A 25,200-nucleotide genomic window follows, 5' to 3' on the forward strand; every position below is an offset into this window, starting at 1 on the left:
CTCCCCCTCCCCCCACCCTCCCCACCCCGTTGAATCGTCCCCGCCGAATCGGCCCACGCCCCGCTTCAGCGATCGAAGTCCAGCTCCACCTGCTCTGTCAGCGGATGCGACTGGCAGGCCAGTACATAGCCGGCTTCCGTCTCCTCCGACTCCAGGGCGAAGTTGCGGTCCATGCGGACCTCGCCGGAGACCAGGAAGGCACGGCACGTCCCGCACACGCCGCCCTTGCAGGCATAGGGCGCGTCGGGGCGGTTGCGCAGGACCGTCTCCAGCAACGTCTCGCCGTCGCGCACCGGCCAGGTGCCGCCGCGCCCGTCGAGCCGGGCGGTGACCGTGCTGTGTGCGGGTGCCTGGGCGGTGGCGGCCGGGGGCGAACCCGCGTCCACGTGGAAGATCTCCTGGTGGATGCGGGACCGGTCCACACCCAGCTCCCGCAGCGCCTGCTCGGCGCCCCGCACCAGCCCGAACGGCCCGCACAGGAACCAGCCCGCGACCTCACCCACCGGCAGGAGCGCGGGCAGCAGCCCGGTGAGCCGGTCGCGGTCGAGCCGGCCGGACGGCAGACCCGCCTGCTGCTCCTCGCGGGAGAGCACGGTCACCAGCTGAAGCCGCTCCGGATAGCGGTCCTTCAGGTCGGCGACCTCCTCCAGGAACATCGTCGTGGCAGCCGTGCGGTCGCTGCGTATCAGGCAGAACCGGGCGGCCGGCTCGCGGGCCAGCAGTGTGGAGACGATGGACAGCACCGGGGTGATGCCGCTGCCGCCGACGACCGCCGCGTACAGCCCGGGCGCCGGTTCCAGGGTGAAGCGGCCGGCCGGGGTCATCACCTCCAGCACGTCGCCGACGTTGATCTCCTTCAGCGCGTAGGCGGAGAAGGCTCCGCCCTCCACCAGCCGCACGCCCACCCGCAGGGTGCCGGGGCCCGCGCCGGCCGGGTCGGGCGCGGGGGAGCAGATCGAGTAGGTGCGCCGTATCTCGGTGCCGTCGACCTGTCGGCGCAGCGCCAGGTGCTGGCCGGGTGCGTGCCGGTACTCCTCGCGCAGTTCGGGCGGGACGGTGAAGGTCAGGGCGACGGAGTCGTCGGTGATCCGGTCGACCTCGGCCACCGGGAGCGGGTGGAAGCGCGCCATCACAACTCCTTGAAGTGGTCGAAGGGTTCACGGCAGGCGAGGCAGCGGCGCAGTGCCTTGCACGCGGTGGAGGAGAACCTGCTGAGCAGCTCGGTGTCGGCGGAGCCGCAGTGCGGGCAGCGGACGGGCTCGGCCTCCGTCGATGCTGTGCGTGTCGGTCCGAGGGCCAGCGGCACCGGGCCGGAGGCGCCGCGCACCCGTGGGGGAGCGATGCCGAACTCCTGGAGTTTGCGGCGCCCTTCGGGGCTGATGTCGTCGGTGGTCCAGGCGGGGCTGAGCACCGTGCGGACCGTGACCTCGTGCATGCCGTGGGCGCGCAGCACCCGTTCGATGTCCACGCTCATCGCCTCGATGGCGGGGCAGCCGGTGTAGGTGGGGGTCAGGTCGACCTCGACCGTGCCGGGGCCGTGGAGACGCACCGCACGCACCACGCCCAGCTCCTGGAGCGTGAGCACCGGCAGTTCGGGGTCGGGCACCGAGCCGGCCAGCTCCAGCAGTTCCGTCTCCAGGGCGGTGGCGGTCACCATGTCGCCCCCGGGTGGCTGCGGTGCAGATGCTGCATCTCGGCGAGCATCCGCCCGAAGGGTTCGGTGTGCAGGCCCTGGCGGCCGGCGCCGGCCGACCACGCGCCGGTGCGCGGTCCCTCGGGGAGGGGGAGTGTGGCCCGGCCGAGGACGTCCTGGACGGACTCCTGCCAGCGTTTGTCGAGGCGGGTCCAGTCGGCGTCGAGGCCTTCCACCGGCTGGAACATTTCACCGGTGAACTTCCACAGGGCCTGGCAGGCGCGGCGCATCCGCTCGTGGCTGGTCTCCGTGCCGTCGCCGAGACGGAGGGTCCACTGCTCGGCGTGGTCGCGGTGGTAGGCGACCTCCTTGACCGCCTTGGCGGCGAGGGGCGCGAACGGTCCGTCGCTCATGGCCAGTTCGGCGTAGAGCAGGTGCTGGTAGGTGGAGAAGTACAGCTGGCGGGCGATCGTGTGGGCGAAGTCGCCGTTCGGCTGCTCGACCAGCTGGAGGTTGCGGAAGGCCCGCTCCTCGCGCAGGTAGGCCAGTTCGTCCTCGTCGCCGGCCATGGACAGCAGGACCCGGGCCTGGCCGAGCAGGTCGAGGGCGATGTTGGCGAGGGCGACCTCCTCCTCCAGGACGGGGGCGTGCCCGGCCCACTCCCCCAGCCGGTGGGAGAGCACCAGGGCGTCGTCGCCGAGGGCGAGGGCGGCGGTCACCGGGACGGTGGCGGGGCCGGTGGCGGTCACAGGTGCTTCACCCCTTCCGGGATCTCGTAGAAGGTCGGGTGCCGGTAGGGCTTGTCGGCGGCCGGCTCGAAGAAGGGGTCCTTCTCGTCCGGTGAGGACGCGGTGATCGCGGTGGCCGGGACGACCCAGATGGAGACTCCCTCGCCGCGGCGGGTGTACAGGTCGCGGGCGTTGCGCAGGGCCAGCTCCGCGTCGGGGGCGTGCAGGCTGCCGGCGTGGGTGTGGGAGAGGCCGCGCCGGGAGCGCACGAAGACCTCCCACAGGGGCCAGTCGGTGGTGCTCATGCTCGCTCCGCTCCTGTCGCGTGTGCTGTGTCGTTGACTGTCTCAGCGGTGCTGGTCGCGCCGGGCGTGCTGCCGGTGCCGCCGGTGCGCTTGGCCGCGTAGGCGGCGGCCGCTTCCCGTACCCATGTGCCCTCGTCGTGGGCGCGCCTGCGCTGGGTGATCCGCTGTTCGTTGCACGGGCCGTTGCCCTTGAGGACCTCCCAGAACTCCGTCCAGTCGATCGGACCGAAGTCGTAGTGGCCGCGTTCCTCGTTCCACCGCAGGTCGGGGTCGGGGAGAGTGAGGCCGAGGGACTCGGCCTGGGGGACGCAGATGTCGACGAAGCGCTGGCGGAGCTCGTCGTTGGAGTGGCGCTTGATCTTCCACTCCATCGACTGCGCGGAGTGCTGGGACTCGTCGTCGGGCGGGCCGAACATCATCAGGGAGGGCCACCACCAGCGGTCGACCGCGTCCTGAGCCATCGCGTGCTGTTCCGGTGTGCCCTTGCTGAGGGCCAGCAGCAGTTCGTAGCCCTGGCGCTGGTGGAAGGACTCCTCCTTGCAGATCCGCACCATCGCGCGGGCGTACGGGCCGTAGGAGCAGCGGCACAGCGGGACCTGGTTGGTGATTGCGGCGCCGTCCACGAGCCAGCCGATGGCGCCGACGTCGGCCCAGGTCAGGGTCGGGTAGTTGAAGATCGAGGAGTACTTCTGGCGGCCGTTGTGCAGCTTGCCGAGCAGTTCGTCGCGGCTGGTGCCGAGGGTCTCGGCCGCGCTGTACAGGTAGAGGCCGTGGCCGGCCTCGTCCTGGACCTTGGCCATGAGGATCGCCTTGCGGCGCAGGGAGGGCGCACGGGTGATCCAGTTGGCCTCCGGCTGCATGCCGATGATCTCGGAGTGCGCGTGCTGGGCGATCTGCCGGACCAGGGTGGCGCGGTAGGCGTCGGGCATCCAGTCGCGCGGTTCGATGCGTTCGTCGGCGGCCACGGCCGCGTCGAAGGCGTGCTGGAAGGCCGCCGTGCCGGCGGTGTCCGGTGCGCCGTCCGCTTCTGTGCGGGCCGTGTGCTGCGCGGCTGCTGTGGCCATGCGGTCCCCCTGACCTCGGGCTCTGCGGTGGGGCTGTCCCGACCGATCGTTCGGTCCGTGCGCATCAATGGTGTGCCGGGCCGGCGTGGGGTGTCAACCGCTGTGGAAAACTCCGGTGGGCAGCCTGTGGACAACGTGCGGAAGCGCGGGTAGGGCGGGGTGCCGGGCCGTACACGTGGTTAGGACCACGGCCGTGGCTTGTACCCGGGGCTGCGCCCGGCGGCCGGGGCTGAGTACCGTTCCGTGCTGACGCCGAGTGTGGCGCACGTGAACGGTGGGGCGCTCGTGGCGCACACCGCATCACTGAGGTGGACCACTGAGCCGGGCCACTGAACCGAAAGACTGAGCCGAAACGGGGGACGGGGCGGAATGGACGCGTACGACGAGGACCCGGGGGCCCGACCCGACCCCGGCGGGTCGGCCCGGGCGCGTCTCCCGGAGCCTTCCCCGACCGGCGTGGATTCCCAGGAAGGCATGGAGTCCTCGAGTGACATGGATGCGCGGGTCGACGAGGAGTCCTCTCTCGATGTGGGTCCTCGGGCGGGCAAGGATTCCCGGGCGGGCGCGGCTGCCGTCCGCGGTGAAGGTGCGGCGGCTTCCGGGGACGAGGGCGCCGTGCCGTCCGCTGCGCCCCGTACCGGCGTGGCAGCCCTCTCCCCCGGCTACCAGGTCGCCGCGGCGCTGGCGCTCGCGGTGGTCGGTGTCGCCGCCTGTGTGCATCTGCTGATGGTGTTCCTCAGTCTCGCCCCCACGAACACGGTGACCAAGCAGCACGGCAACGCCGTCGCCGAGTGGGTGTACCCGGAGTTCGAGCAGAACTGGAAGCTGTTCGCGCCCAACCCGCTGCAGCAGAACATCGCCGTCCAGGTGCGCGCCGTGGTGCGAGCCAAGGACGGCGGGCTGCGCACCACCGGATGGACCGACCTGTCCGCCCAGGACGGCGCCGCGATCGACGGCAATCCGGTGCCGAGCCACGCCCAGCAGAACGAGGTGCGCCGCGCCTGGGACTTCTTCACCGCCACGCACAGCGCCGACAACCGCCCCGACCGCATGCGCGGCGCCCTTTCCGAGCAGTACCTGCGCCGGATCGTGGTGATGCGCCTGTACCGGACCTATCCGGCCGACCGCGACGGTGTCATACAGCGCGTGCAGATCCGTTCCAGCACCACCAATGTGCAGCCACCCGAGTGGAGCGGTGAGCGCGTGTCCGACAAGCCCGTCTACCGCGTGCTGCCCTGGTGGACCGTGACGGCCGACGAGGCAGCGGGAGGTGTGCGGTGACCAGGCTCTCCCTGACCCTCTCGCGCGGTGTCGCCAAAGTCACCGAGTCGGCTCTCGGGCCGTACCAGAGCGCCGTCATACGCATCGGGTTCGCCGGGACCTGGCTGCTGTTCCTGCTGCGCGAGTTCCCGCACCGCCAGGAGCTGTACGGCCCGGCCGGGCCCTGGGGCTGGAACCTCGCCAAGGAGCTGACCGCCGACAACCACGCCTTCAGTGCCCTGCTGTGGTCCGACGGGCAGCTGTGGTTCGAGTGCTGCTACCTGCTGGCGATCCTCGCCAGTGCGGCGCTGCTGCTCGGCTGGCGCACCCGGACCGCGTCCGTGCTGTTCATGGTGGGGGTGTTGTCGCTGCAGAACCGCAGCGTCTTCGTGGGCGACGGCGGCGACAACGTCCTGCACCTGATGTCCTTCTACCTCGTGTTCACGCGCTGCGGGCAGGTGTGGTCCCTGGACGCGCGGCGGGCGGCGCGCCTCCAGGCGGCACGCGCGCGTGGGGAGCGGGTCTCCGTCGACCCGGTGGGCTCGTCCCTGTGGGCGGTGTCCGGCCTGGCGCTGCTCATGGCGGCGTTCACCGGCCGGTTCGACAACGGCTGGCTGATCCCCGCGCTGCTGTGGACCGCCTGGGCGGTGCTCGGTGTGTGGTGGGCCGTCGGCCGCTGGGCGAAGTCTCCCCAGCCGCGGATCCTGCTGGACGTCGTCACCAACGTCCTGCACAACGGCGCCCTGTGCGTGATCATGGCGGAGGCCTGCCTGATCTACGCGACGGCCGGCTGGTACAAGATCCAGGGCTCGCGCTGGCAGGACGGCACCGCCGTCTACTACCCGCTCCACCTGGACTACTTCTCGCCCTGGCCGGGGCTCGCCGACCTCATGTCCTCCAGCGGCACGATCATGATGATCGTGGCCTACGGCACGGTCATGGTGCAGGTCGCCTTCCCGTTCACCCTGTTCAACCGGCGGATCAAGAACGTCCTGCTGGTGCTGATGATGACCGAGCACGCGGTGATCGCGGTCGTGCTCGGCCTGCCGTTCTTCTCGCTGGCGATGATCACCGCGGACGCGGTCTTCCTGCCGACGCCGTTCCTGCGCCGCCTCGGTGCGCTGGTCGCACGCGCGCGTGGGCCGCTCGTCCGGCGTGAGGGCCGTACGGTGCCCGCGCCCCGTTCCCCCGAAAGCAGCGCCGAGGAGAGTGCGCAGGGCCGCGTAGGGTTCACGGCATGACCGATCCGCTGACGCGCTGGCGCGAGCACGCCGATGACGCCGTGCTGCTCGACGGCTTCCACGCCCTCAAGCACGCGCTGCGCTTCGGGGCCGAGGTCCCGGTGGCGGTCACCACCGACCGGCGGGCCGCGCTCGCCCTCGCCGAGGATCTGGCCGCGGACGTACGGGACGCGCTCGACGCGCTGCTCACCGAAGTGCCCACGCAGGCGTACGCCTCGCTCGTCCCGCGGCCCCATCCGACCGGCGTGGCCGCGCTCGCCGTACGGCCGTCCCGCGAGGCCAACCTGCGCAGGCTCACCCACACGCCCCGCACCGCGCCCGTCGTGGTCCTGGACAACCCGCGCAACCTGGGCAACGCCGGTGCCGTGATCCGGCTGGCCGCCGGTTTCGGGGCGACCGGCGTGGTCACCACAGGGACCCTCGACCCCTGGCATCCCACCGTGGTGCGCGGTGGCGCCGGCCTGCACTTCGCGACGGCCGTGGAGCGGCTGGCGGTCGACGAGCTGCCTCCGGGACCGGTGTTCGCACTGGACCCCGAGGGCGACGACATCCGGGGCGTGAAGCTCCCGGACGACGCCGTCCTCGCCTTCGGCTCGGAACGCAGCGGACTGTCGGCGCAGCTACGCGCGAGTGCCGACCATCTGCTGCGGCTGCCGATGCGCCCCCAGGTCTCCAGCTACAACCTCGCCACCAGCGTGGCGATGGCGCTGTACCACTGGAGCGCGACCGGGGGCGCGCTGCAGGGTTCCTAGGCTTCCCGGCGCACCTCGACGACCCGGAACCGGTTCGCGACGAACGCGCCGTCGCACAGCGCGGCGTTCGCCGCCGGGTTGCCGCCCGAGCCGTGGAAGTCGGAGAACGCGGCGGTCTGGTTCACGTACACCCCGCCGGTCAGGTTGAGCGACAGCTGCGCCGCCTCCTCCAGGCACACCTCCTCGACGGCCCGCTCCACCTCGCTGTCGGTGGTGTAGGCGCCGACCGTCATCGCGCCCTTGTCGCGGACCGTGCGGCGCAGCAGCTCCACCGCGTCGTTCGCCGAGTCGACCGCGACGGCGAAGGAGACCGGGCCGAAGCACTCGCTCATGTAGGCGGCCTCGTCGTCCGGCTTGGCGCCGTCCAGCTTGACGATGACGGGGGTGCGCACGACCGCCCCCGGGAAGTCCGGGTTGCTGATCTCCCGCGAGGCCAGAGCCACTTCGCCGAGGCCGGCGGCGGCCTCCAGACGGGCCTTGACGTCCGGGTTGACGATCGCGCCCAGCAGGGCGTTCGCGCGGGCGTCGTCGCCGAGGAGGCCGTCGACCGCGCGGGCGAGGTCGGCGGTGACCTCGTCGAAGGTCTTGGGGCCCTCGTCGGTGCGGATGCCGTCCCGGGGGATGAGCAGGTTCTGCGGGGTGGTGCACATCTGGCCGCTGTACAGGGACAGCGAGAACGCCAGGTTGGACAGCATGCCCTTGTAGCTGGCGGTGGAGTGCACGATCACCGTGTTGACGCCGGCCTTCTCGGTGTAGACCTGCGCCTGGCGGGCGTTGGCCTCCAGCCAGTCGCCGAAGGACGTCGACCCGGTGTAGTCGATGATCCGGACCTCGGGGCGGGTGGCGAGGGTCTTGGCGATGCCCTCGCCGGGGCGCTCGGCGGCCAGTGCCACCAGGTTCGGGTCGAAGCCCGTCTCACTGAGCACCTGGCGCGCGGTCTGCACGGTGAGCGCGAGCGGCAGGACCGCGCGCGGGTGGGGCTTGACCAGGACCGCGTTGCCGGTGGCGAGGGAGGCGAACAGGCCCGGGTAGCCGTTCCACGTCGGGAAGGTGTTGCAGCCGATGAGCAGGGCGAGGCCGCGCGGGACCGGGGTGAACTGCTTGGTGAGGGCCAGCGGGTCGCGCTTGCCCTGGGGCTTGGTCCACTCGGCCGTCTCGGGCGTGCGGACCTGCTCCGCGTACGCGTACGCCACCGCCTCCAGGCCGCGGTCCTGGGCGTGCGGGCCGCCGGCCTGGAACGCCATCATGAAGGCCTGGCCGCTGGTGTGCATGACCGCGTGCGCGAACTCGTGCGTCCGGTCGCTGATCCGCTTGAGGATCTCCAGGCACACCAGCGCCCGGGTCTCCGCGCCCGCGTCCCGCCAGGCCCGCTGCCCGGCCTTCATCGCGGGGATCAGCACGTCCACGTCAGCGTGCGGGTAGCCGACGCCCAGCTCGATGCCGTACGGCGAGACCTCGTCGCCCACCCAGTCGTCGGTGCCGGGCTGGCCGAGGTCGAGGCGGGTGTGCAGCAGGGCGTCGAAGGCGGCCTTGCCCGCCGCCGCGTCCAGGCTGCCGTTCTCGCCGTAGGCCTTGGGGTGCTCGGGATGCGGGGACCAGTACGCGCGCGTGCGGATCGCTTCCAGTGCCTGGTCCAGGGTGGGCCGGTGCTTCGCGATGAGCTCGTGGGTGGTCAGTTCGGCGGCCATGCGGGACCAACTCCTCGTCTGGAGAACTCTTCGTCGAGTTCATTTGACCTGGCAGAAAGAGCAGCGGGATCGGGCGGTCAGAGCTAGAGTAACCGAACGATCGGTCGGGACAAGGGGGCCTGCCGCATCTGTGGAAAACGCCGTGCGGGAGGATCGCGGACATGACAGCACTCGACCTCAGCAGCCCCGTGGCCGTCGTCGGCACCGGCACCATGGGCCAGGGCATCGCCCAGGTCGCTCTGGTCGCCGGCCACCCCGTGCGGCTGTACGACGCCGTCGCCGGGCGTGCCCGGGACGCGGCAGCGGCGATCGGCGCCCGCCTCGACCGGCTCGTGGACAAGGGCAGGCTCGGGACCGCCGACCGGGACGCGGCCCGCGCCCGCCTGACGCCTGTGGAAAACCTCGCGGAGCTGGCGGACTGCGCCCTGGTCGTCGAGGCTGTCCTGGAGCGGCTGGACGTCAAGCAGCAGCTCTTCGGCGAGCTGGAGGACATCGTCGCCGAGGACTGCCTGCTCGCCACCAACACGTCCTCGCTGTCGGTGACGGCCATCGGCGGCGCCCTGCGCCGGCCCGGCCGTTTCGTGGGCCTGCACTTCTTCAACCCGGCCCCGCTCATGCCGCTGGTCGAGGTCGTCTCCGGGTTCGCCACCGACGTCACGTCGGCCACGCACGCGTACGAGACCGCCCGCGCCTGGGGCAAGACCCCGGTGGCCTGCGCCGACACTCCGGGTTTCATCGTCAACCGTATCGCCCGGCCGTACTATGCCGAGGCTTTCGCCGTCTACGAGGCCCAGGCCGCCGATCCGGCCACGATCGACGCGATCCTGCGTGAGTCCGGCGGCTTCAGGATGGGTGCCTTCGAGCTGACCGACCTGATCGGGCAGGACGTCAACGAGTCCGTCACCCACTCGGTGTGGCAGTCCTTCTTCCAGGACGTGCGCTTCACCCCGTCCCTGGCCCAGCGCCGACTGGTGGAGTCCGGCCGTCTCGGCCGCAAGACGGGCCATGGCTGGTACGACCACGCCGAGGGCGCCGAGCGGCCCGAGCCGCACACCGCCGACAAGGAGCAGCCGCCCGCCTACGTCGTCGCCGAGGGCGGCCTCGGCCCGGCGGCCGAACTGCTCACGCTGATCCGCGAGGCGGGCATCCAGGTCCGCGAGGAGGCCGAGGACAACGGCACCCGCCTGGTGCTGCCCGGCGGCGGCCAGCTGGTGCTCGCCGACGGCCAGACCTCCGTGGAGTTCCGCGACGTCGTCTACTTCGACCTCGCCCTCGACTACCGCACCGCCACCCGCGTCGCCCTGTCCGCCTCCCAGGACACCTCGCCGCGCACCCTCGCCGAGGCCGTCGGTCTCTTCCAGGCCCTCGGCAAGGACGTCAGCGTCATCGGCGACGTCCCCGGCATGATCGTCGCGCGCACGGTCGCCAGGATCATCGACCTGGCCCACGACGCCGTCGCCAAGGGCGTCGCCACCGAGGAGGACATCGACACGGCCATGCGCCTCGGGGTGAACTACCCGCTCGGCCCCTTCGAGTGGGACCGCAGGCTCGGACGTGAGTTCGCCTTCGACGTCCTGGACGAGATGCACGAGCGGGACCCCTCCGGACGCTACGCGCCCTCCCTCGCGCTCTACCGCCACGCGTACGCCATCGACGACAAGCGGGAGGGCACCTCATGACCACGGCCAAGCGCGACACCTACACGCCCGAGACGCTGCTCTCCGTGGCCGTCCAGGTGTTCAACGAGCGCGGATACGACGGCACCTCCATGGAGCACCTGTCCAAGGCGGCCGGCATCTCCAAGTCGTCTATCTACCACCACGTCAGCGGCAAGGAGGAACTGCTGCGCCGGGCCGTCAGCCGCGCCCTGGACGGGCTGTTCGCCATCCTGGACGAGGAGCACGCGCGCGTGGGGCGGGCCGTCGACCGGCTGGAGCACGTCGTACGGCGCATGGTCGAGGTGCTCATAGGCGAGCTGCCGTACGTGACGCTGCTGCTGCGGGTGCGCGGCAACACCGCCACCGAGCGGTGGGCGCTGGAGCGGCGGCGCGACTTCGACCACCGGGTGGCGGAACTGCTGAAGGCCGCGGCGGCCGACGGGGACGTACGCGGCGACATCGAGGTCCGGCTGGCCACCCGGCTGGTCTTCGGAATGATCAATTCGATCGTGGAGTGGTACCGGCCGGACCCGCGCGGCGTCGGCGAACGCGAGGTGGCCGACGCCGTGGTCCGGCTGGTCTTCGCGGGCCTCAAGCAGAGCTGAGCCTGTCTCCCCTGCTCACGCCTCCGGCTCCAGGTCCTCCTCCTCGAACACCAGCAGCGTGCGGGTGCTGAGCACCTCGGGGATCGCCTGGAGCCGCGTGAGCACCAGCTCGCGCAGCGCCCGGTTGTCGGGCGTGTGCACCAGTAGCAGCACGTCGAAGTCACCGCCCACGAGCGCGATGTGTGAGGCACCGGGCAGCTGCCTGAGCTGCTCGCGGACCGTGCGCCAGGTGTTCTGGACGATCTTCAGCGTGATGTACGCCGAGGTGCCGTGCCCCGCCCGCTCGTGGTCCACGCGCGCGCTGAAACCCCGGATCACCCCGTCCTCGACGAGCCGGTTGATACGCGCGTAGGCGTTGGCGCGCGAGACGTGGACGCGCTCGGCCACGGACCGTATCGAGGCACGGCCGTCCGCCTGGAGAATTTTCAGGATGTCCTGATCGATGGCGTCCAGCGGGCGCGGCGGCGGCAGCGCCGTGCCGTCCAGCGGGCGTGACAGCGGGAGCGCGGTGCCGTCCTGCGGTCCGTCGGCCATTTGTTCAGATGCCATTGCCCCCCGCTCCCTCGCCGTGGACGTCCTGCGTTCATTGCAGGTTGTGGAGAACCGTTTGTCCACAGCCTGGAGGGGGCTGTAGCCAAAATGTGCCAACGACCGAACAATCGGTTGGTGAGGCGCCTCACAGCCGACGCGCCTCCCGTAGCCGCTCCCACGAGGAGGTGCCGTCATGACGGTCATGGAGCAGCGGGGCGCGTACCGGCCATCGCCGCCGCCCGCCTGGCAGCCCCGTATGGACCCCGCGCCGCTGCTGCCCGACGCCGAGCCCTACCGCGTCCTCGGCACCGAGGCGGCCACCAAGGCCGACCCGGACCTGCTGCGCCGGCTCTACGCCCAGCTGGTGCGCGGCCGCCGCTACAACACGCAGGCCACCGCGCTCACCAAGCAGGGCCGCCTCGCCGTCTACCCCTCCAGCACCGGCCAGGAGGCCTGCGAGGTCGCCGCCGCCCTGGCCCTGGAAGAGCGCGACTGGCTCTTTCCCAGCTACCGCGACACCCTCGCCGTCGTCGCCCGGGGCGTGGACCCCGTCGAGGCCCTCACCCTGCTGCGCGGCGACTGGCACAGCGGCTACGACCCCTGCGAACACCGGGTCGCCCCGCTCAGCACACCGCTGGCCACCCAGCTGCCGCACGCCGTCGGCCTGGCGCACGCCGCCCGCCTCAAGGGCGACGACGTCGTCGCGCTCGCCATGGTCGGCGACGGCGGCACCAGCGAGGGCGACTTCCACGAGGCCCTGAACTTCGCCGCCGTCTGGCAGGCGCCGGTCGTCTTCCTCGTGCAGAACAACGGCTTCGCCATCTCCGTCCCGCTCGCCAAGCAGACCGCCGCGCCCTCCCTGGCCCACAAGGCCGTCGGATACGGCATGCCGGGCCGGCTGGTCGACGGCAACGACGCGGCGGCCGTGCACGAGGTCCTCAGCGACGCGGTACGGCACGCGCGCGCGGGCGGCGGACCGACCCTCGTGGAAGCGGTGACGTACCGCATCGACGCCCACACCAACGCCGACGACGCCACCCGCTACCGAGGCGACGCCGAGGTCGAGGCCTGGCGCGCCCACGACCCGATCGAGCTGCTGGAGCACGAGCTGACCGAGCGCGGGCTGCTCGACGAGGCCGGCATCGAGGCCGCCCGGAAGGATGCCGAGGCGATGGCAGCCTCGTTGCGTGAACGCATGAACCGCGACCCCGAACTGGACCCCATGGCCCTCTTCGACCATGTCTACGCCGAGACCACCGCCCAACTGCGCGAACAGCGCGCCCTGCTGCGGGCCGAGCTGGAAGCCGAGCAGGAGCGGCACGGCGAGCAGGAAGGCGGCGCCCGATGACCACCGTCGCCGTCAAGCCCGCCACCATGGCGCAGGCCCTCACGCGCGCGATGCGCGACGCGATGGCCGCCGACCCGGCCGTGCACGTCATGGGCGAGGACGTCGGCACCCTCGGCGGTGTCTTCCGGGTCACCGACGGCCTCGCCAAGGAGTTCGGCGAGGACCGCTGCACCGACACCCCGCTCGCCGAGGCCGGCATCCTCGGCACCGCCGTCGGCATGGCCATGTACGGCCTGCGCCCGGTGGTGGAGATGCAGTTCGACGCCTTCGCCTACCCGGCGTTCGAGCAGCTCATCAGCCATGTCTCCCGGATGCGCAACCGCACGCGCGGCCGGATGCCCCTGCCCATCACCGTCCGCGTCCCCTACGGCGGCGGCATCGGCGGCGTCGAGCACCACAGCGACTCCTCCGAGGCCTACTACATGGCCACGCCCGGACTGCACGTGGTCACGCCCGCGACCGTCGCCGACGCCTACGGCCTGCTGCGCCAGGCCATCGCCTCCGACGACCCGGTCGTCTTCCTGGAGCCCAAGCGGCTGTACTGGTCGAAGGACTCCTGGAACCCCGAGCACCCCACGGACGTGGAGCCCATCGGCCGCGCGGTGGTGCGCCGGCCGGGCCGCAGCGCCACGCTGATCACCTACGGCCCCTCCCTGCCGGTCTGCCTGGAGGCCGCCGAGGCCGCCCAGGCCGAGGGCTGGGACCTGGAGGTGATCGACCTGCGCTCGCTGGTGCCGTTCGACGACGAGACGGTCTGCACGGCCGTACGACGCACCGGACGCGCGGTCGTCGTCCACGAGTCCACCGGGTTCGGCGGACCGGGCGGCGAGATCGCGGCCCGGATCACCGAGCGCTGCTTCCACCACCTGGAGGCGCCGGTGCTGCGCGTGGCCGGCTTCGACATCCCCTACCCGCCGCCCATGCTGGAGCGGCACCACCTGCCCGGCGTCGACCGCATCCTGGACGCCGTGGCCCGGCTGCAGTGGGAGGCCGAGGGCTGATGGCACAGGTGCTGGAGTTCAAGCTCCCCGACCTCGGCGAGGGACTCACCGAGGCGGAGATCGTCCGCTGGCTGGTCCAGGTCGGTGACGTAGTCGCCGTCGACCAGCCGGTCGTCGAGGTCGAGACGGCCAAGGCGATGGTGGAGGTGCCCTGCCCGTACGGCGGTGTGGTCACCGCCCGCTTCGGCGAGGAGGGCACCGAACTACCGGTCGGTGCGCCCCTGTTGACGGTGGCGGTGGGACCGCAGGCCCCAGCGGCGGACGGCGAGGGATCGGGCAACGTCCTGGTCGGATACGGCACCTCGGAAGCTCCGGCCCGGCGCCGGAGGGTGCGGCCGACGCCACTGGCGACGGGTGCCGCGAACACCGGTGTGGACGGCGCACGGAGCACGAGCGCGCCCTCCGGCACGGGCCCGGCCGGGCGGCAGAGCCCGGCTGCCGCCTTCGGGGCGGCGCGACCGGACGGACCGGCCGCCTCCAACGGCACGGCGCCAACCGGGACGGCCCACGCGCGCCTGGACGCGTTCCACGCCGAGGGCCCGGTCCCCGTGATCTCTCCCCTGGTCCGCCGGCTGGCCCGCGAGGGCGGTGTGGACCTGCGGCAGCTCGCGGGCTCGGGCCCGGACGGGCTGATCCTGCGCGCGGACGTCGAGGGCGCCCTGCGGGCCAGGGCCACCCCGGCGCCCGTGGTGCAGGAGCCGGTCCGCGCAGTGAGCCCGTCGGCAGCCGCCGCCTCGGCCACACGCGCCGGGGGCACCCGCATCCCCCTCAAGGGCGTGCGCGGCGCCGTCGCCGACAAGCTCTCCCGCAGCCGCCGGGAGATCCCGGACGCCACCTGCTGGGTCGACGCCGACGCGACCGAACTCATGCGCACGCGTGCTGCGATGAACGCGGCCGGCGGACCGAAGATCTCCCTGCTCGCGCTGCTCGCCCGCATCTGCACGGCTGCGCTCGCCCGATTCCCCGAGCTGAACTCCTACGTCGACACCGAGGCCCGCGAGATCGTCCAGCTCGACCAGGTCCACCTCGGGTTCGCCGCGCAGACCGAACGCGGGCTCGTCGTGCCGGTCGTCCGGGACGCCCATGCGCGCGACGCCGAGGCACTGACCGCGGAGTTCGCCCGGCTCACCGAAGCCGCCCGCACCGGGACGCTCACCCCCGGGGAACTCACCGGCGGGACCTTCACGTTGAACAACTACGGCGTCTTCGGTGTCGACGGCTCCACGCCGATCATCAACCACCCCGAGGCGGCCATGCTCGGCGTCGGCCGGATCGTCCCCAAACCGTGGGTGCACGAAGGCGAGCTGGCCGTGCGTCAGGTCGTGCAGTTCTCGCTCACCTTCGACCACCGGGTGTGCGACGGCGGCACGGCGGGCGGCTTCCTGCGGTACGTGGCGGACTGCGTGGAACAGCCGGCGGTGCTCCTGCGCACCCTGTGATGCACGCGGGGCCCGGAAGAAGGGCCCCGCGGAAGATATGACCCGCGCACCTCGGGACATACTCGGGGGGTGACCGACAACGCCCTCGCCGCTCCCGGGACGCCCGTGCCGTACGACGCCGTCGTGCTGGCCGGCGGCGCCGCCCGGCGGCTCGGCGGCGCCGACAAGCCCGGTCTGCGGGTCGGCGGCCGGGCGCTGCTCGACCGGGTGCTCGCGGCCTGCGCGGGCGCCGGCACGACCGTCGTGGTGGCCGACCGGCGGCCCACCGCGCGGCCGGTGCGCTGGGCGCGCGAGGAGCCGCCGGGTGCGGGACCGGTCGCGGCACTGGAAGCCGGCCTGCGGCACACCACCGCCGAGCACGCGGTCGTCCTCTCCGCCGATCTGCCCTTCGTCCGGCCGGCGACGCTGCAATGCCTGTTGACCGCCCTCGGCGCCACCGGCGCCGACGGTGCGCTGCTCACCGACGCCGACGGCCGCGACCAGCCGCTCGTGGCCGCCTACCGCACCGCCGCGCTCCGCCGCGAACTGGCCGCCCTCGCGGCCGGACCCGACGGCCTGACCGGACTGCCCCTGCGCCGGCTGACCGGCGCCCTCAGCCTCACCCGCGTCCCGGACCCGCTCGCGTCCTTCGACTGCGACACCTGGGACGACCTCGTCAACGCCAGGGCACGCATCAGGGAGCATGGGCACGTGTTGGATGAATGGATCTCCGCAGTCAAGGACGAGCTGGGCATCGACCTGGACGTCGACACCGGCGTCCTGCTCGACCTGGCCCGTGACGCCGCGCACGGCGTGGCCCGGCCCGCCGCCCCGTTGACCACCTTCCTCGTCGGTTACGCCGCGGCCCAGGGCAAGGGCGGCCCCGACGCGGTCGCCGAGGCCGCCCGCAAGGCGGCCGCGCTCGCGGTGCGCTGGGAGGAAGAAAGCAACGGGAGCGGGAAAGAGAACAGCGGGGGCCCGAGCGCCCCGGACGCCGGATGACCGCCCCCGGAACCCGGGCCGGAGCGCCCGCCGAGGACTGCGACGACCTCGACGTCGAGGAGGCCCTGGCCCTCGTGAGGGAAGCCAAGGACGACCGCGCGGGCCAGGTCCCCGCTCCGGCACCCGAAGCGCACGGCGAGCCGCACCGGGCCACCCCCTGGGCCCGGGCCCGCGAGATCGCCGCCCGCGCCGCACGCGCCCGGACCCGCCGCGCCCCCGTCTCCATGCCGCTCGGCGACGCCCTCGGCCTGGTCCTGGCCGCCCCGCTCGACGCGCTCACCGACCTGCCCTCCTTCGACACCTCCGCGATGGACGGCTGGGCGGTCGCCGGACCCGGACCCTGGGACGTACGGGACGAGGGCGTGCTCGCCGGGCACGCGCAGCCCGAGCCGCTCACCGACGGTGAGGCGGTGCGTATCGCCACCGGTGCCCGCATCCCGGCCGACACCACCGCAGTCCTGCGCAGCGAGCACGGCCGTACCGACGCACAGGGGCGGCTCCACGCCACGCGCGAGATCGTGCACGGCCAGGACATCCGCCCGCGCGCCCAGGAGTGCCGCAGCGGCGACCAGCTGCTTCCGGTCGGCACCCGGGTCACCCCCGCCGTCATGGGGCTCGCCGCGGCGGCCGGATACGACACCGTCACCGCCGTACCGCGGCCCCGTGCCGAAGTCCTCGTGCTCGGCGACGAACTGCTGGCCGAGGGACTGCCGCGCGACGGGCTGATCCGGGACGCGCTCGGCCCCATGCTGCCGCCGTGGCTGCGCGCGCTCGGCGCCGAGGTCGTCGCGGTGCGCCGGATCGGCGACGACGCCGAGGCCCTGTGCCGGGCCGTCACGGGCTCCGCGGCCGACCTCATCGTCACCACGGGCGGCACCGCGGGCGGACCCGTCGACCACGTCCACCCCATCCTGGAACGCATCGGCGCCGAACTCCTCGTCGACGGTGTCAAGGTGCGGCCCGGCCATCCCATGCTGCTCGCCCGCACCAAGGACGCCCAGCACCTCGTCGGCCTGCCCGGCAACCCCCTCGCGGCCGTCTCCGGCCTGCTCACGCTCGCCGAGCCCCTTCTGCGCACGCTGGCCGCCCACCCGGCCCCCGAGCGGTACACGCTGCCGCTCAGCGAGGCGGTCCAGGGGCATCCGTATGACACCCGGTTGATCCCCGTGGTGCTGCGCGGCGACCGGGCCGTACCGCTGCACTACAACGGTCCGGCCATGCTCCGCGGAATCGCCGCCGCCGATGCGCTGGCCGTCGTACCGCCGGGCGGAGCACGGCAGGGTGAGGAGACGGAACTCCTGGATCTGCCATGGGCGACCGCCGGAATCGAGGTGTGTTTCACGTGAAACGTCCGGTGCTGCGCGGGATGAGGTGGGCCGGCGGGTGACCATCGTGTGGGCGTATTCGCGCTAGCGGGTCTGCCCCGGAGACGCCATCCCCGAGGAGTAGCGTCACGGGCATGTATGCGATCACGATTCCCGAACCTGGTGGTCCCGAGGCACTGGTGTGGGCGGAGGTCCCCGATCCGGTGCCCGGCGAGGGCGAGGTGCTGGTCGGGGTGGTGGCCAGCGCCGTCAACCGAGCCGACATCCTGCAGCGGCAGGGCTTCTACAACCCGCCGCCCGGTGCCTCCGCCTACCCCGGCCTGGAGTGCTCCGGCAGGATCGCCGCGCTCGGATCCGGAGTGTCCGGCTGGGCCGTCGGCGACGAGGTGTGCGCGCTGCTCTCGGGCGGCGGGTACGCCGAGAAGGTCGTCGTACCGGCCGGGCAGTTGCTGCCCGTGCCCGAGGGGGTCGACCTCAAGCGGGCGGCCGCGCTGCCCGAGGTCGTCTGCACGGTCTGGTCCAACGTGTTCATGATCGCCCATCTGCGGCCCGGTGAGACGCTGCTTGTGCACGGCGGGTCCAGCGGCATCGGCACCATGGCGATCCAGCTCGCCAAGGCCGTCGGGGCCAAGGTCGCGGTGACGGCCGGCACGAAGGAGAAGCTGGAGCGGTGCGCCGAACTGGGCGCGGACATTCTCATCAACTACCGCGAGCAGGACTTCGTCGCCGAGATCGAGCAGGCCACCGGGGGTGCGGGGGCCGACGTCATCCTCGACAACATGGGCGCGAAGTATCTGGACCGCAATCTCCAGGCGCTTGCCGTCAGTGGGCGGCTCGCGATCATCGGTATGCAGGGCGGGGTGAAGGGGGAGCTGAACATCGGCACGCTGCTGAGCAAGCGGGCCGCGATCAGTGCGACCTCCCTGCGGGCGCGTCCGCTGAGCGAGAAGGCGGCGATCGTGGCCGCGGCGCGGGAGCATGTGTGGCCGTTGCTGGCCGGGGGGCATGTGCGGCCGGTGGTGGATCGGGAGGTGCCGATGGCCGAGGCGGCCGAGGCGCATCGAGTGGTGGAGGCCAGCGGGCATGTGGGGAAGGTGCTGCTGGTGACGGCGTAAGGCTGGGGACGTCGTAACGCTGGGGAGGTCATGACGTCGGCGAGTTGGAGCGGTGCCGGGTGCCGGGCTACGGGTTGTTGCCGGGTGCCCGAGTGCCGGTTCGGCGAGTGCGGCCGGTAGCGGCCGGGCCGGTCAGTCTCTGCGGAGTCGAAGGCCCAGAAGGGCCAGGGCCAGGCCCAGGCCTATGAGCACCAGACCGGTGCCCAGGGGCAGTATCTGGAGGACCGGCCCCGAGGTGTTCTCGTGCTGGGGGGCGGTGTTCCGGGGCGGGGGGTGGTTGAGGCCCGCCTCGTCGGGGACCGTCGAGGCCGTCGGCGTCGTGGTCGGGAGCTGTGCGGTCTCCGGTTCCTCCGCCCGACCGGTGCCCGGGGCCTGGGTCGTGCCCGGGGCCTGGGTGGGGACGGGGTCGTCGTCGCCCTCCACCTCGGCCGCGGGGCCGTCCGGCCGGCCCGGCCGCATCCGCCCCTCGCCGGCCCGGCTGCCCGCACGGGTCGGCTCGACGACCGTCGGACGGTACGAGGCGGAGGCGGAATCGGAGGGTATGGGGGGGATGGGGATCATGGGGGAGACGGGCGAGGGCCAGACAGCCGGGGAATGGCTGTGACGGTGACGGTGACCGTGACCGTGAACGGGAATCCGGCCGGGATCGGGGCCGGTGGGGCCCTGGGGCTCCGGGGTGGCGCCGGTCATGGGTTCGCGGCCGCCGTGCGCCGAGTGTCCGGGTCGGTCCGCGGTTCCGCGTGCGGGGTGATCCGCGCCGTAGGGAGTCGGCTGGTCTGCGGGCCCGGGGGTGGCGGAGCTTCTCGCGCCGGGGTCGGTGGTGTACGCCGTCGTGGCGTGCTCGGTGAGCGCGTCGTACGCGGGCAGGGCCACCGCGAGGACGAGAAGCAGCCGTATGCAGCGGCGTGTGGTGCGCAGCCATGGAGTCACGTCGGTGACCTCCCGGAGCCCGGATGTCGTGATCGATGGTTGACCGACGGAGATAAGCCTCACATTCAAGGGCGAACGGGGCATTTCAGAGTGGGCCGTCGGGTCTAAACGGTGGATCAGCCCCAAGAGGGGGCACCACGGTGATGAGGTATACGGGTGCGAGAGAATGGCGGCATGGAGATGCCGAGGAACGAACGGTCGCCGGAAAACCCTCAGATCCTCGTCGTAGGCCAGGACGGGATGGCGCTCGGCGGCGGCAACGGGGACATGGAGTCCCGTGAGACCCCGGTGACGGAGCAGGTGGAACAGCCGGCCAAGGTGATGCGGATCGGCAGCATGATCAAGCAGCTCCTGGAGGAGGTGCGCGCGGCTCCTCTGGACGAGGCGAGCCGGGTGCGGCTGAAGGAGATCCACGCCAGCTCGGTGAAGGAGCTGGAGGACGGCCTCGCGCCGGAGCTGGTCGAGGAACTCGAGCGGCTGTCCCTGCCGTTCACCGACGACGCCACCCCGAGCGACGCGGAACTGCGCATCGCACAGGCGCAGTTGGTGGGCTGGCTGGAAGGCCTCTTCCACGGGATCCAGACGACGCTGTTCGCCCAGCAGATGGCCGCGCGGGCCCAGTTGGAGCAGATGCGCCGCGCACTTCCGCCCGGGGTGACGGGACACGAGGGCGGCGACGACCCGCGCGCCGGCGGCCGCGCCGGCGGCCCGTACCTGTAACGACCCAGGCCGTACCCGAAACGACCGGGGCCCGGCACGGAAGTGCCGGGCCCGACCTTGTGCGCGAGGCTTGTCAGTTGTCAGTCCGGGTTGAGCGGGCCGACGGATCTGGCGGCGTTCTCAGCTGGGATTGCCCGTCGAGACGCTCAGCTCGATGGTGCCCGGGTTCTTCGGGTCGATGACCGCGCCCGCGGCGGGGAATTGGTCCAGCACGGTGCCGTCGCCCCAGGTGTTGTCGGCCTCGGGCTTGACCTTGTACTGCCATTTCGCGGCCTGGAAGCACGCCTTCACCGAGTCGATGTCCTTGTACCGGAAGTCGGGCAGCTGCACCTTCTTCGGGTCGTTCCAGGACTCCGTCGGATCCGTGCACTTGGTCTTGTCGATCACCCGGGTCCGGTCCGGCCCGCGGTAGCCCGCCTGGTGGGAGGCGGACGCCGAGGCGCTCGCGCCGCCGCCCCCGCCCTTGTCGTCACCGCCGCTGTTGTTCAGCGTCAGCGCGACGATCAGGGCGACGACCGCGACGAGCGACACCGCGACCGAGCCGATGATCACCGGCTTGTTGCTCTTGCCACCGCCGGAGCCCGGAGCGGACGGCTGCCCGGCCGTCTGCGGCGACATGGCGTACGGCGGCGGGGTCGGCGCGGCCTGCGGAGCCTGCGGGCCGTACCCCATCGAGGGCGGCGTCTGGTAGCCGCCGGGCTGCCCTTGCTGGGGATAGCCGTAGGCCGGGGCGGGCGTCTGCGGGGCGCCGTACGGGCCCGGCTGGTACGGCGCCTGGACCGGGCCGGGGGCCGGCTGGGCGGTCCGGTCGACCGGCGGGAAGACTGCGGAGCCGACGCCCGCGCCGCTCTGCGTCGGCCCGGCGCCCGGCACGATGCTCGGCGCGGCCACCTGGAAGGACGCGGCGACGCGCAGACACTCGTCGCGCATGGCCTCGGCGGTCGGGAAACGCTCGTTCGGGTTCTTCTTCAGCGCGCGGGCGACCAGCGCGTCCACCGCGGGCGGCAGCGCACGATTGATCGAGGAGGGCGCGACCGGCTCCTCCTGCACATGCGCGTACGCGATCGCGAGCGGCGAGTCCGCGTCGAACGGCAGCCGCCCGGTGACCAGCTGGAACAGCATGATGCCGACCGAGTACAGGTCGGAACGGGCGTCCACGCCACGGCCGAGGGCCTGCTCGGGCGACAGATACTGCGGGGTGCCGACGACCATGCCGGTCTGCGTCATCGACGTCACACCGGACTGCATGGCGCGGGCGATGCCGAAGTCCATGACCTTGACCACGCCGCGCTTGGTCACCATCACGTTGCCCGGCTTGATGTCGCGGTGGACCAGCCCCATCTCGTGGCTGATCTCCAGCGCGGCCAGCACGTCCGCGGTGACCTTCAGCGCCTTGTCGGCGGGCATCGCGCCGTACTGCCGGATGTCCTGCTCCAGGACCGAGCCCAGCGGGCGGCCCTCGACGTACTCCATGACGATGTACGGAGTCGTCAGACCGCCGAGATCGTCCTCGCCGGTGTCGAAGACCGACACGATGTTGGTGTGCGTGAGCTTCGCCACGGCCTGGGCCTCGCGGCGAAAGCGCTCGCGGAAGGCCTGTTCCCGGCCGAGTTCCGTGTGGAGGGTCTTGATCGCGACCTGGCGATCGAGCACGGCGTCGTACGCCAGGTGCACCGAGGCCATGCCGCCCTCGCCGAGCAGGTCCCGCAGCTGGTATCGGCCGCCGGCCAGCGACTGCCCCGTGTACCGGCCGTGTGCGCCGTCCTGGCTCATCTCTCCGTGTCCCCCACTGGCCGTCCGGCACCTTCGCTCATCGCACGGGCCTTGATCGAATGTGTCATTCCCGGCCAAGTCTGCCCCAGGGCACTGACACGTCAAGCTCGGTGCCCGTTCCGTGACCGTACGCGCAAGAAGCGCCGTGCAAGCGTTACAGGGGGCGTACGACCGCCACACAGAATTTGCACGACAGCGCGTGCTACAGGTTTCATGGCCGGTCAGGCTTCGGCCGGTTCCGGTTCCGGATCCGAACCGGTGGCTCACGCCGAGGCTGTAGCGTGGCCGACGGAGACCGTAACAACACCGCGCGCACCGCGGGCAGAAACGACGGCGAGGACTGATGGACCAGACGCAGCGCGCCCAGGGCCCGTCCGACCCCGAGGCGAGTGGCGGCGGTATGTCGGACGCGCCGGAGAACTGGGGCAACGGCGGGCTCGTCGGCGACGGCCGGTACCGGCTGACGCACCGGCTGGGCCGGGGCGGCATGGCCGAGGTGTTCGCGGCCGAGGACGTCCGTCTGGGCCGCACCGTCGCGGTGAAGCTGCTGCGCGCGGACCTGGCCGAGGACCCGGTCTCCAAGGCCCGCTTCACGCGTGAGGCGCAGTCCGTCGCCGGCCTCAACCACCACGCGATCGTCGCCGTGTACGACTCCGGCGAGGACTTCGTCGGCGGCCAGTCCGTGCCGTACATCGTGATGGAGCTGGTCGAGGGCCGCACCATCCGCGATCTGCTGCTGAACGCCGAGGCGCCGGGTCCCGAGCAGGCCCTGATCATCGTCTCCGGGGTGCTCGACGCGCTCGCCTACTCGCATCAGCACGGCATCGTGCACCGCGACATCAAGCCCGCCAACGTGATCATCACGAACAGCGGCGCCGTCAAGGTGATGGACTTCGGCATCGCGCGCGCCCTGCACGGCGCGTCGACAACGATGACACAGACCGGCATGGTCATGGGCACGCCGCAGTACCTCTCCCCGGAGCAGGCGCTCGGCAAGGCCGTGGACCACCGCTCCGACCTTTACGCGACCGGCTGCCTGCTGTACGAACTCCTCGCGCTGCGGCCGCCGTTCACCGGCGAGACCCCGCTGTCGGTGGTCTACCAGCACGTCCAGGACATCCCCACCCCGCCCTCCGCGGTCTCCGACGGCTGCCCGCCGGAGCTGGATGGCCTGGTCATGCGCTCGCTCGCCAAGGAGCCGGACGACCGCTTCCAGACGGCCGAGGAGATGCGCGGCCTGGTCCAGTACGGCCTGCAGATGCTGTACGACCAGGGCGGGCACAGCGGCACCTGGAACACCGGCCCGGTGGAGGCGCACGACGGCCGGCACACCCCGGCGGGCGGCTTCACCGGGACGACCGCGATGCAGCACCCGGGCGACTTCGGCGCCGGGACGACGCAGATTCCTCAGCCGATCCTGCCGCAGGGCTACCGAGGCGGCGACGACGGCGGCTTCGAGGGGCACGGCAACAGGGGCAGCGGCCGCGGAAAGCTGTGGATCCTCGCCGTGCTCGCGGTGATCGCGATCGCGGCCGGTGTCGCGTTCGCACTGAACCACAACACCGGCGGCACCGGTACGGGCACCGACACGACGCCGCCGGCGACGCAGTCCCAGAGCACCAAGGACGACACGACCTCACCGACCCCGTCGGACAACACCACGGACCAGCCCTCGGACACGGCCACTGACAACGGCTCGGGCTCGACCTCGGGCGGGTCCGACTACACCCCGTCGGACCCGCAGACCTCGCAGTCGCAGAGCACGGGGCCGACGGACCAGCCGACGGACACGCAGACCGCGCCGTCGCAGTCCCAGAGCCCCACCGGCGGCGGCACGGACAGTGGCACGACCACCGGCGGCACGGACACCGGTGGCACCGGCCCCACCGGCCCCACCGACCCCACCGGCACCGCCAACGGTGGTACCACCGTCGGGAACGCGGCGGACGGAGGCGTGGGCAACACCACCGGCTGAACGACTCCGGCACCGCCCTCCACGGCGTCCCCCTGAACCGGCACTGGCAGGGCAGGCGCCGTCACTCGGTGAACGCGTCGCACACCGCGTCGTACTCGCGTGTCCACCACACCGCGAGCGCCGACGCGGCCGGGAACTGGCAGTCCGCGCGCGTGTCACCGCGTTCGTAGTGCCAGCGCAGCATCCAGAAGTCGTTCAGCCGCTCCCACCACACCCGGTGCACGGCGGCTGCCAGCTCGGCGGGTCTGGCGCCGGCCGCGCGCCGGTACGCGCGCGCGTACGCGCGTACCTTCGGCAGGTCCAGGGTGCCCGCGGGGCGTACGAAGAAGATCGCCGCGGCGCGTACGGCCTCCTCCGCGCGGGGCTGCACGCCCAGCCGGTCCCAGTCGACGATGGCCGCCGGGGTGTCGTCCTTGTAGAGCACGTTGAACGGGTGGAAGTCGCCGTGCACCCAGCCCACCGGCCCGCCGCGCGGCGGGCGCCGGTCCGTGTGCTGCTCCAGGAGCGTCCGGCGTTCCAGCAGCCGGTGCCGGGCCAGCTCGTCGAAGGCGTCGGCGGGGCGGTGCCGGCGCACATGGGCGAGCAGGTCATCGATGAGCGCGAAGGTGTCGGCGGGGTCCGCGCTCTCCACGGGGTGGGGGCTCGTGGCAGGGCGCGTGCGCCCCTTGGGCGGCATCACGCGCTCAAGACAGGCGTGCACGGCGCCAAGGAGCGCCCCGAGGCGTGCGCTCTCCCCCCGCGTGAGCTGTCCGCCGTGGCGGTGTCTGCCGTCGATCCAGGGGTGCAGGGCGTAGGCGTGGCCGCCGACGACGGCGACCGTACGGCCCTCGCGATGCGCGAGCGGTACGGCGACGGGGACACCGAGGTCGGCCAGGCGCTGGGTGGCGCGGTGCCGGCGCTCGATGGCGGCCGGGTCGGCGGTGTCCGGATCGAAATGGTGCTTGAGGAAGTAGCGGCCGCGGGTGGTGCGCAGCCGGTAGCCGCGGTTCAGCAGGCCCTGGTCGACCGGCTCACAGGTGAGGGCGGTACCGGCGGCGTACAGGCGCAGCAGGGCGCCCAGAGGGGGCGCGAGGGACACAAGGGGTGGTACACATGAGCGCGGCACGCCGCAGATGTTAGGGCACGAAA

Annotated in this window: 23 protein-coding genes; 13 read left to right on the plus strand and 10 right to left on the minus strand. The window is 72.3% G+C overall.

Features of this window, described 5'->3' with window-relative positions:
- Positions 1–65: 65 nt before the first annotated feature.
- Genes ACWCQS_RS15870 through paaA form a run of 5 tightly spaced genes read right to left on the minus strand, consistent with a single transcriptional unit; the run spans position 66 to position 3,730 of the window.
- A complete protein-coding gene (locus ACWCQS_RS15870) occupies positions 66–1,130 on the minus strand; it encodes a 2Fe-2S iron-sulfur cluster-binding protein (protein ID WP_451004947.1) in 1,065 nt (354 codons plus the stop codon).
- Positions 1,130–1,657 carry a 1,2-phenylacetyl-CoA epoxidase subunit PaaD gene (paaD, locus tag ACWCQS_RS15875; RefSeq protein ID WP_451004948.1) on the minus strand — a complete coding sequence of 176 codons (528 nt, stop codon included), beginning with the start codon at positions 1,655–1,657 and terminating at the stop codon, positions 1,130–1,132. Before paaD ends, ACWCQS_RS15870 begins: the two co-directional genes overlap by 1 nt.
- On the minus strand, positions 1,651–2,382 hold the full coding sequence (gene paaC / locus ACWCQS_RS15880) for a 1,2-phenylacetyl-CoA epoxidase subunit PaaC (protein WP_450981496.1): 732 nt from the start codon (positions 2,380–2,382) through the stop codon (positions 1,651–1,653). Before paaC ends, paaD begins: the two co-directional genes overlap by 7 nt.
- Positions 2,379–2,666 (minus strand): 1,2-phenylacetyl-CoA epoxidase subunit PaaB, encoded by a 288-nt coding sequence (gene paaB / locus ACWCQS_RS15885; protein WP_190016117.1) that lies wholly within the window; start codon positions 2,664–2,666, stop codon positions 2,379–2,381. Before paaB ends, paaC begins: the two co-directional genes overlap by 4 nt.
- Positions 2,663–3,730: a 1,2-phenylacetyl-CoA epoxidase subunit PaaA gene (gene paaA, locus ACWCQS_RS15890; RefSeq protein ID WP_451004949.1), complete on the minus strand. Its 1,068-nt coding sequence runs from the start codon at positions 3,728–3,730 to the stop codon at positions 2,663–2,665. The genes paaB and paaA overlap by 4 nt, the downstream gene beginning before the upstream one ends.
- 474 nt (positions 3,731–4,204) lie before the next feature.
- Here paaA and ACWCQS_RS15895 point away from each other — a divergent pair, with 474 nt between their 5' ends.
- Genes ACWCQS_RS15895 through ACWCQS_RS15905 form a run of 3 tightly spaced genes read left to right on the plus strand, consistent with a single transcriptional unit; the run spans position 4,205 to position 6,983 of the window.
- Entirely contained in the window at positions 4,205–5,011 is an 807-nt protein-coding gene (locus ACWCQS_RS15895) for a DUF5819 family protein (protein ID WP_451004950.1), read from the plus strand.
- On the plus strand, positions 5,008–6,231 hold the full coding sequence (locus ACWCQS_RS15900) for an HTTM domain-containing protein (RefSeq protein WP_451004951.1): 1,224 nt from the start codon (positions 5,008–5,010) through the stop codon (positions 6,229–6,231). The genes ACWCQS_RS15895 and ACWCQS_RS15900 overlap by 4 nt, the downstream gene beginning before the upstream one ends.
- Positions 6,228–6,983 (plus strand): TrmH family RNA methyltransferase, encoded by a 756-nt coding sequence (locus tag ACWCQS_RS15905; RefSeq protein ID WP_451004952.1) that lies wholly within the window; start codon positions 6,228–6,230, stop codon positions 6,981–6,983. Before ACWCQS_RS15900 ends, ACWCQS_RS15905 begins: the two co-directional genes overlap by 4 nt.
- Here the strand turns inward: ACWCQS_RS15905 and paaN are convergent.
- A complete protein-coding gene (gene paaN, locus ACWCQS_RS15910; RefSeq protein WP_451004953.1) occupies positions 6,980–8,671 on the minus strand; it encodes a phenylacetic acid degradation protein PaaN in 1,692 nt (563 codons plus the stop codon). The two genes, ACWCQS_RS15905 and paaN, sit on opposite strands and share 4 nt — an antisense overlap.
- 161 nt (positions 8,672–8,832) lie before the next feature.
- On the opposite strand from paaN, the gene ACWCQS_RS15915 reads away from it, so the two are divergent.
- Both ACWCQS_RS15915 and ACWCQS_RS15920 read left to right on the plus strand, forming a co-directional pair.
- Positions 8,833–10,350 carry a 3-hydroxyacyl-CoA dehydrogenase gene (locus ACWCQS_RS15915; RefSeq protein ID WP_451004954.1) on the plus strand — a complete coding sequence of 506 codons (1,518 nt, stop codon included), beginning with the start codon at positions 8,833–8,835 and terminating at the stop codon, positions 10,348–10,350.
- Positions 10,347–10,934 (plus strand): TetR/AcrR family transcriptional regulator, encoded by a 588-nt coding sequence (locus ACWCQS_RS15920; RefSeq protein ID WP_451004955.1) that lies wholly within the window; start codon positions 10,347–10,349, stop codon positions 10,932–10,934. The genes ACWCQS_RS15915 and ACWCQS_RS15920 overlap by 4 nt, the downstream gene beginning before the upstream one ends.
- Before the next feature lie 15 nt (positions 10,935–10,949).
- On the opposite strand, the gene ACWCQS_RS15925 is transcribed toward ACWCQS_RS15920, so the two are convergent.
- Positions 10,950–11,468 carry an Lrp/AsnC family transcriptional regulator gene (locus tag ACWCQS_RS15925; RefSeq protein ID WP_451005081.1) on the minus strand — a complete coding sequence of 173 codons (519 nt, stop codon included), beginning with the start codon at positions 11,466–11,468 and terminating at the stop codon, positions 10,950–10,952.
- Between the two features lie 190 nt (positions 11,469–11,658).
- Here ACWCQS_RS15925 and pdhA point away from each other — a divergent pair, with 190 nt between their 5' ends.
- From pdhA to ACWCQS_RS15955, 6 genes are all read left to right on the plus strand, one after another.
- Positions 11,659–12,813, plus strand: coding sequence for a pyruvate dehydrogenase (acetyl-transferring) E1 component subunit alpha (gene pdhA, locus ACWCQS_RS15930; RefSeq protein ID WP_451004956.1), 1,155 nt, complete (start codon positions 11,659–11,661; stop codon positions 12,811–12,813).
- The gene (locus ACWCQS_RS15935) at positions 12,810–13,814 is read left to right on the plus strand and encodes an alpha-ketoacid dehydrogenase subunit beta (protein ID WP_451004957.1); all 1,005 of its coding nucleotides are present in this window, start codon (positions 12,810–12,812) and stop codon (positions 13,812–13,814) included. The genes pdhA and ACWCQS_RS15935 overlap by 4 nt, the downstream gene beginning before the upstream one ends.
- Positions 13,814–15,253: a dihydrolipoamide acetyltransferase family protein gene (locus ACWCQS_RS15940; RefSeq protein WP_451004958.1), complete on the plus strand. Its 1,440-nt coding sequence runs from the start codon at positions 13,814–13,816 to the stop codon at positions 15,251–15,253. The genes ACWCQS_RS15935 and ACWCQS_RS15940 overlap by 1 nt, the downstream gene beginning before the upstream one ends.
- Before the next feature lie 69 nt (positions 15,254–15,322).
- A complete protein-coding gene (locus ACWCQS_RS15945) occupies positions 15,323–16,234 on the plus strand; it encodes an NTP transferase domain-containing protein (RefSeq protein WP_451004959.1) in 912 nt (303 codons plus the stop codon).
- Positions 16,231–17,580, plus strand: coding sequence for a molybdopterin molybdotransferase MoeA (locus tag ACWCQS_RS15950; RefSeq protein WP_451004960.1), 1,350 nt, complete (start codon positions 16,231–16,233; stop codon positions 17,578–17,580). The genes ACWCQS_RS15945 and ACWCQS_RS15950 overlap by 4 nt, the downstream gene beginning before the upstream one ends.
- Before the next feature lie 113 nt (positions 17,581–17,693).
- Positions 17,694–18,674: an NAD(P)H-quinone oxidoreductase gene (locus tag ACWCQS_RS15955; protein ID WP_451004961.1), complete on the plus strand. Its 981-nt coding sequence runs from the start codon at positions 17,694–17,696 to the stop codon at positions 18,672–18,674.
- Between the two features lie 132 nt (positions 18,675–18,806).
- Here the strand turns inward: ACWCQS_RS15955 and ACWCQS_RS15960 are convergent, their stop codons facing one another.
- Entirely contained in the window at positions 18,807–19,604 is a 798-nt protein-coding gene (locus ACWCQS_RS15960) for a hypothetical protein (protein WP_451004962.1), read from the minus strand.
- Positions 19,605–19,778: 174 nt separating this feature from the next.
- On the opposite strand from ACWCQS_RS15960, the gene ACWCQS_RS15965 reads away from it, so the two are divergent.
- Positions 19,779–20,324: a bacterial proteasome activator family protein gene (locus tag ACWCQS_RS15965; protein WP_388622944.1), complete on the plus strand. Its 546-nt coding sequence runs from the start codon at positions 19,779–19,781 to the stop codon at positions 20,322–20,324.
- A 120-nt stretch (positions 20,325–20,444) separates the two neighbouring features.
- On the opposite strand, the gene ACWCQS_RS15970 is transcribed toward ACWCQS_RS15965, so the two are convergent.
- Complete coding sequence (locus ACWCQS_RS15970; RefSeq protein WP_451004963.1) at positions 20,445–22,097, minus strand: protein kinase domain-containing protein; 1,653 nt, start codon at positions 22,095–22,097, stop codon at positions 20,445–20,447.
- A gap of 343 nt (positions 22,098–22,440) precedes the next feature.
- On the opposite strand from ACWCQS_RS15970, the gene ACWCQS_RS15975 reads away from it, so the two are divergent.
- The gene (locus ACWCQS_RS15975) at positions 22,441–24,072 is read left to right on the plus strand and encodes a protein kinase domain-containing protein (RefSeq protein ID WP_451004964.1); all 1,632 of its coding nucleotides are present in this window, start codon (positions 22,441–22,443) and stop codon (positions 24,070–24,072) included.
- Positions 24,073–24,133: 61 nt separating this feature from the next.
- On the opposite strand, the gene ACWCQS_RS15980 is transcribed toward ACWCQS_RS15975, so the two are convergent.
- Positions 24,134–25,150, minus strand: a complete 1,017-nt coding sequence (locus ACWCQS_RS15980; protein ID WP_451004965.1) for a phosphotransferase — start codon at positions 25,148–25,150, stop codon at positions 24,134–24,136.
- Positions 25,151–25,200 lie beyond the last annotated feature (50 nt).

Source organism: Streptomyces sp. NPDC002076, from assembly GCF_053593835.1.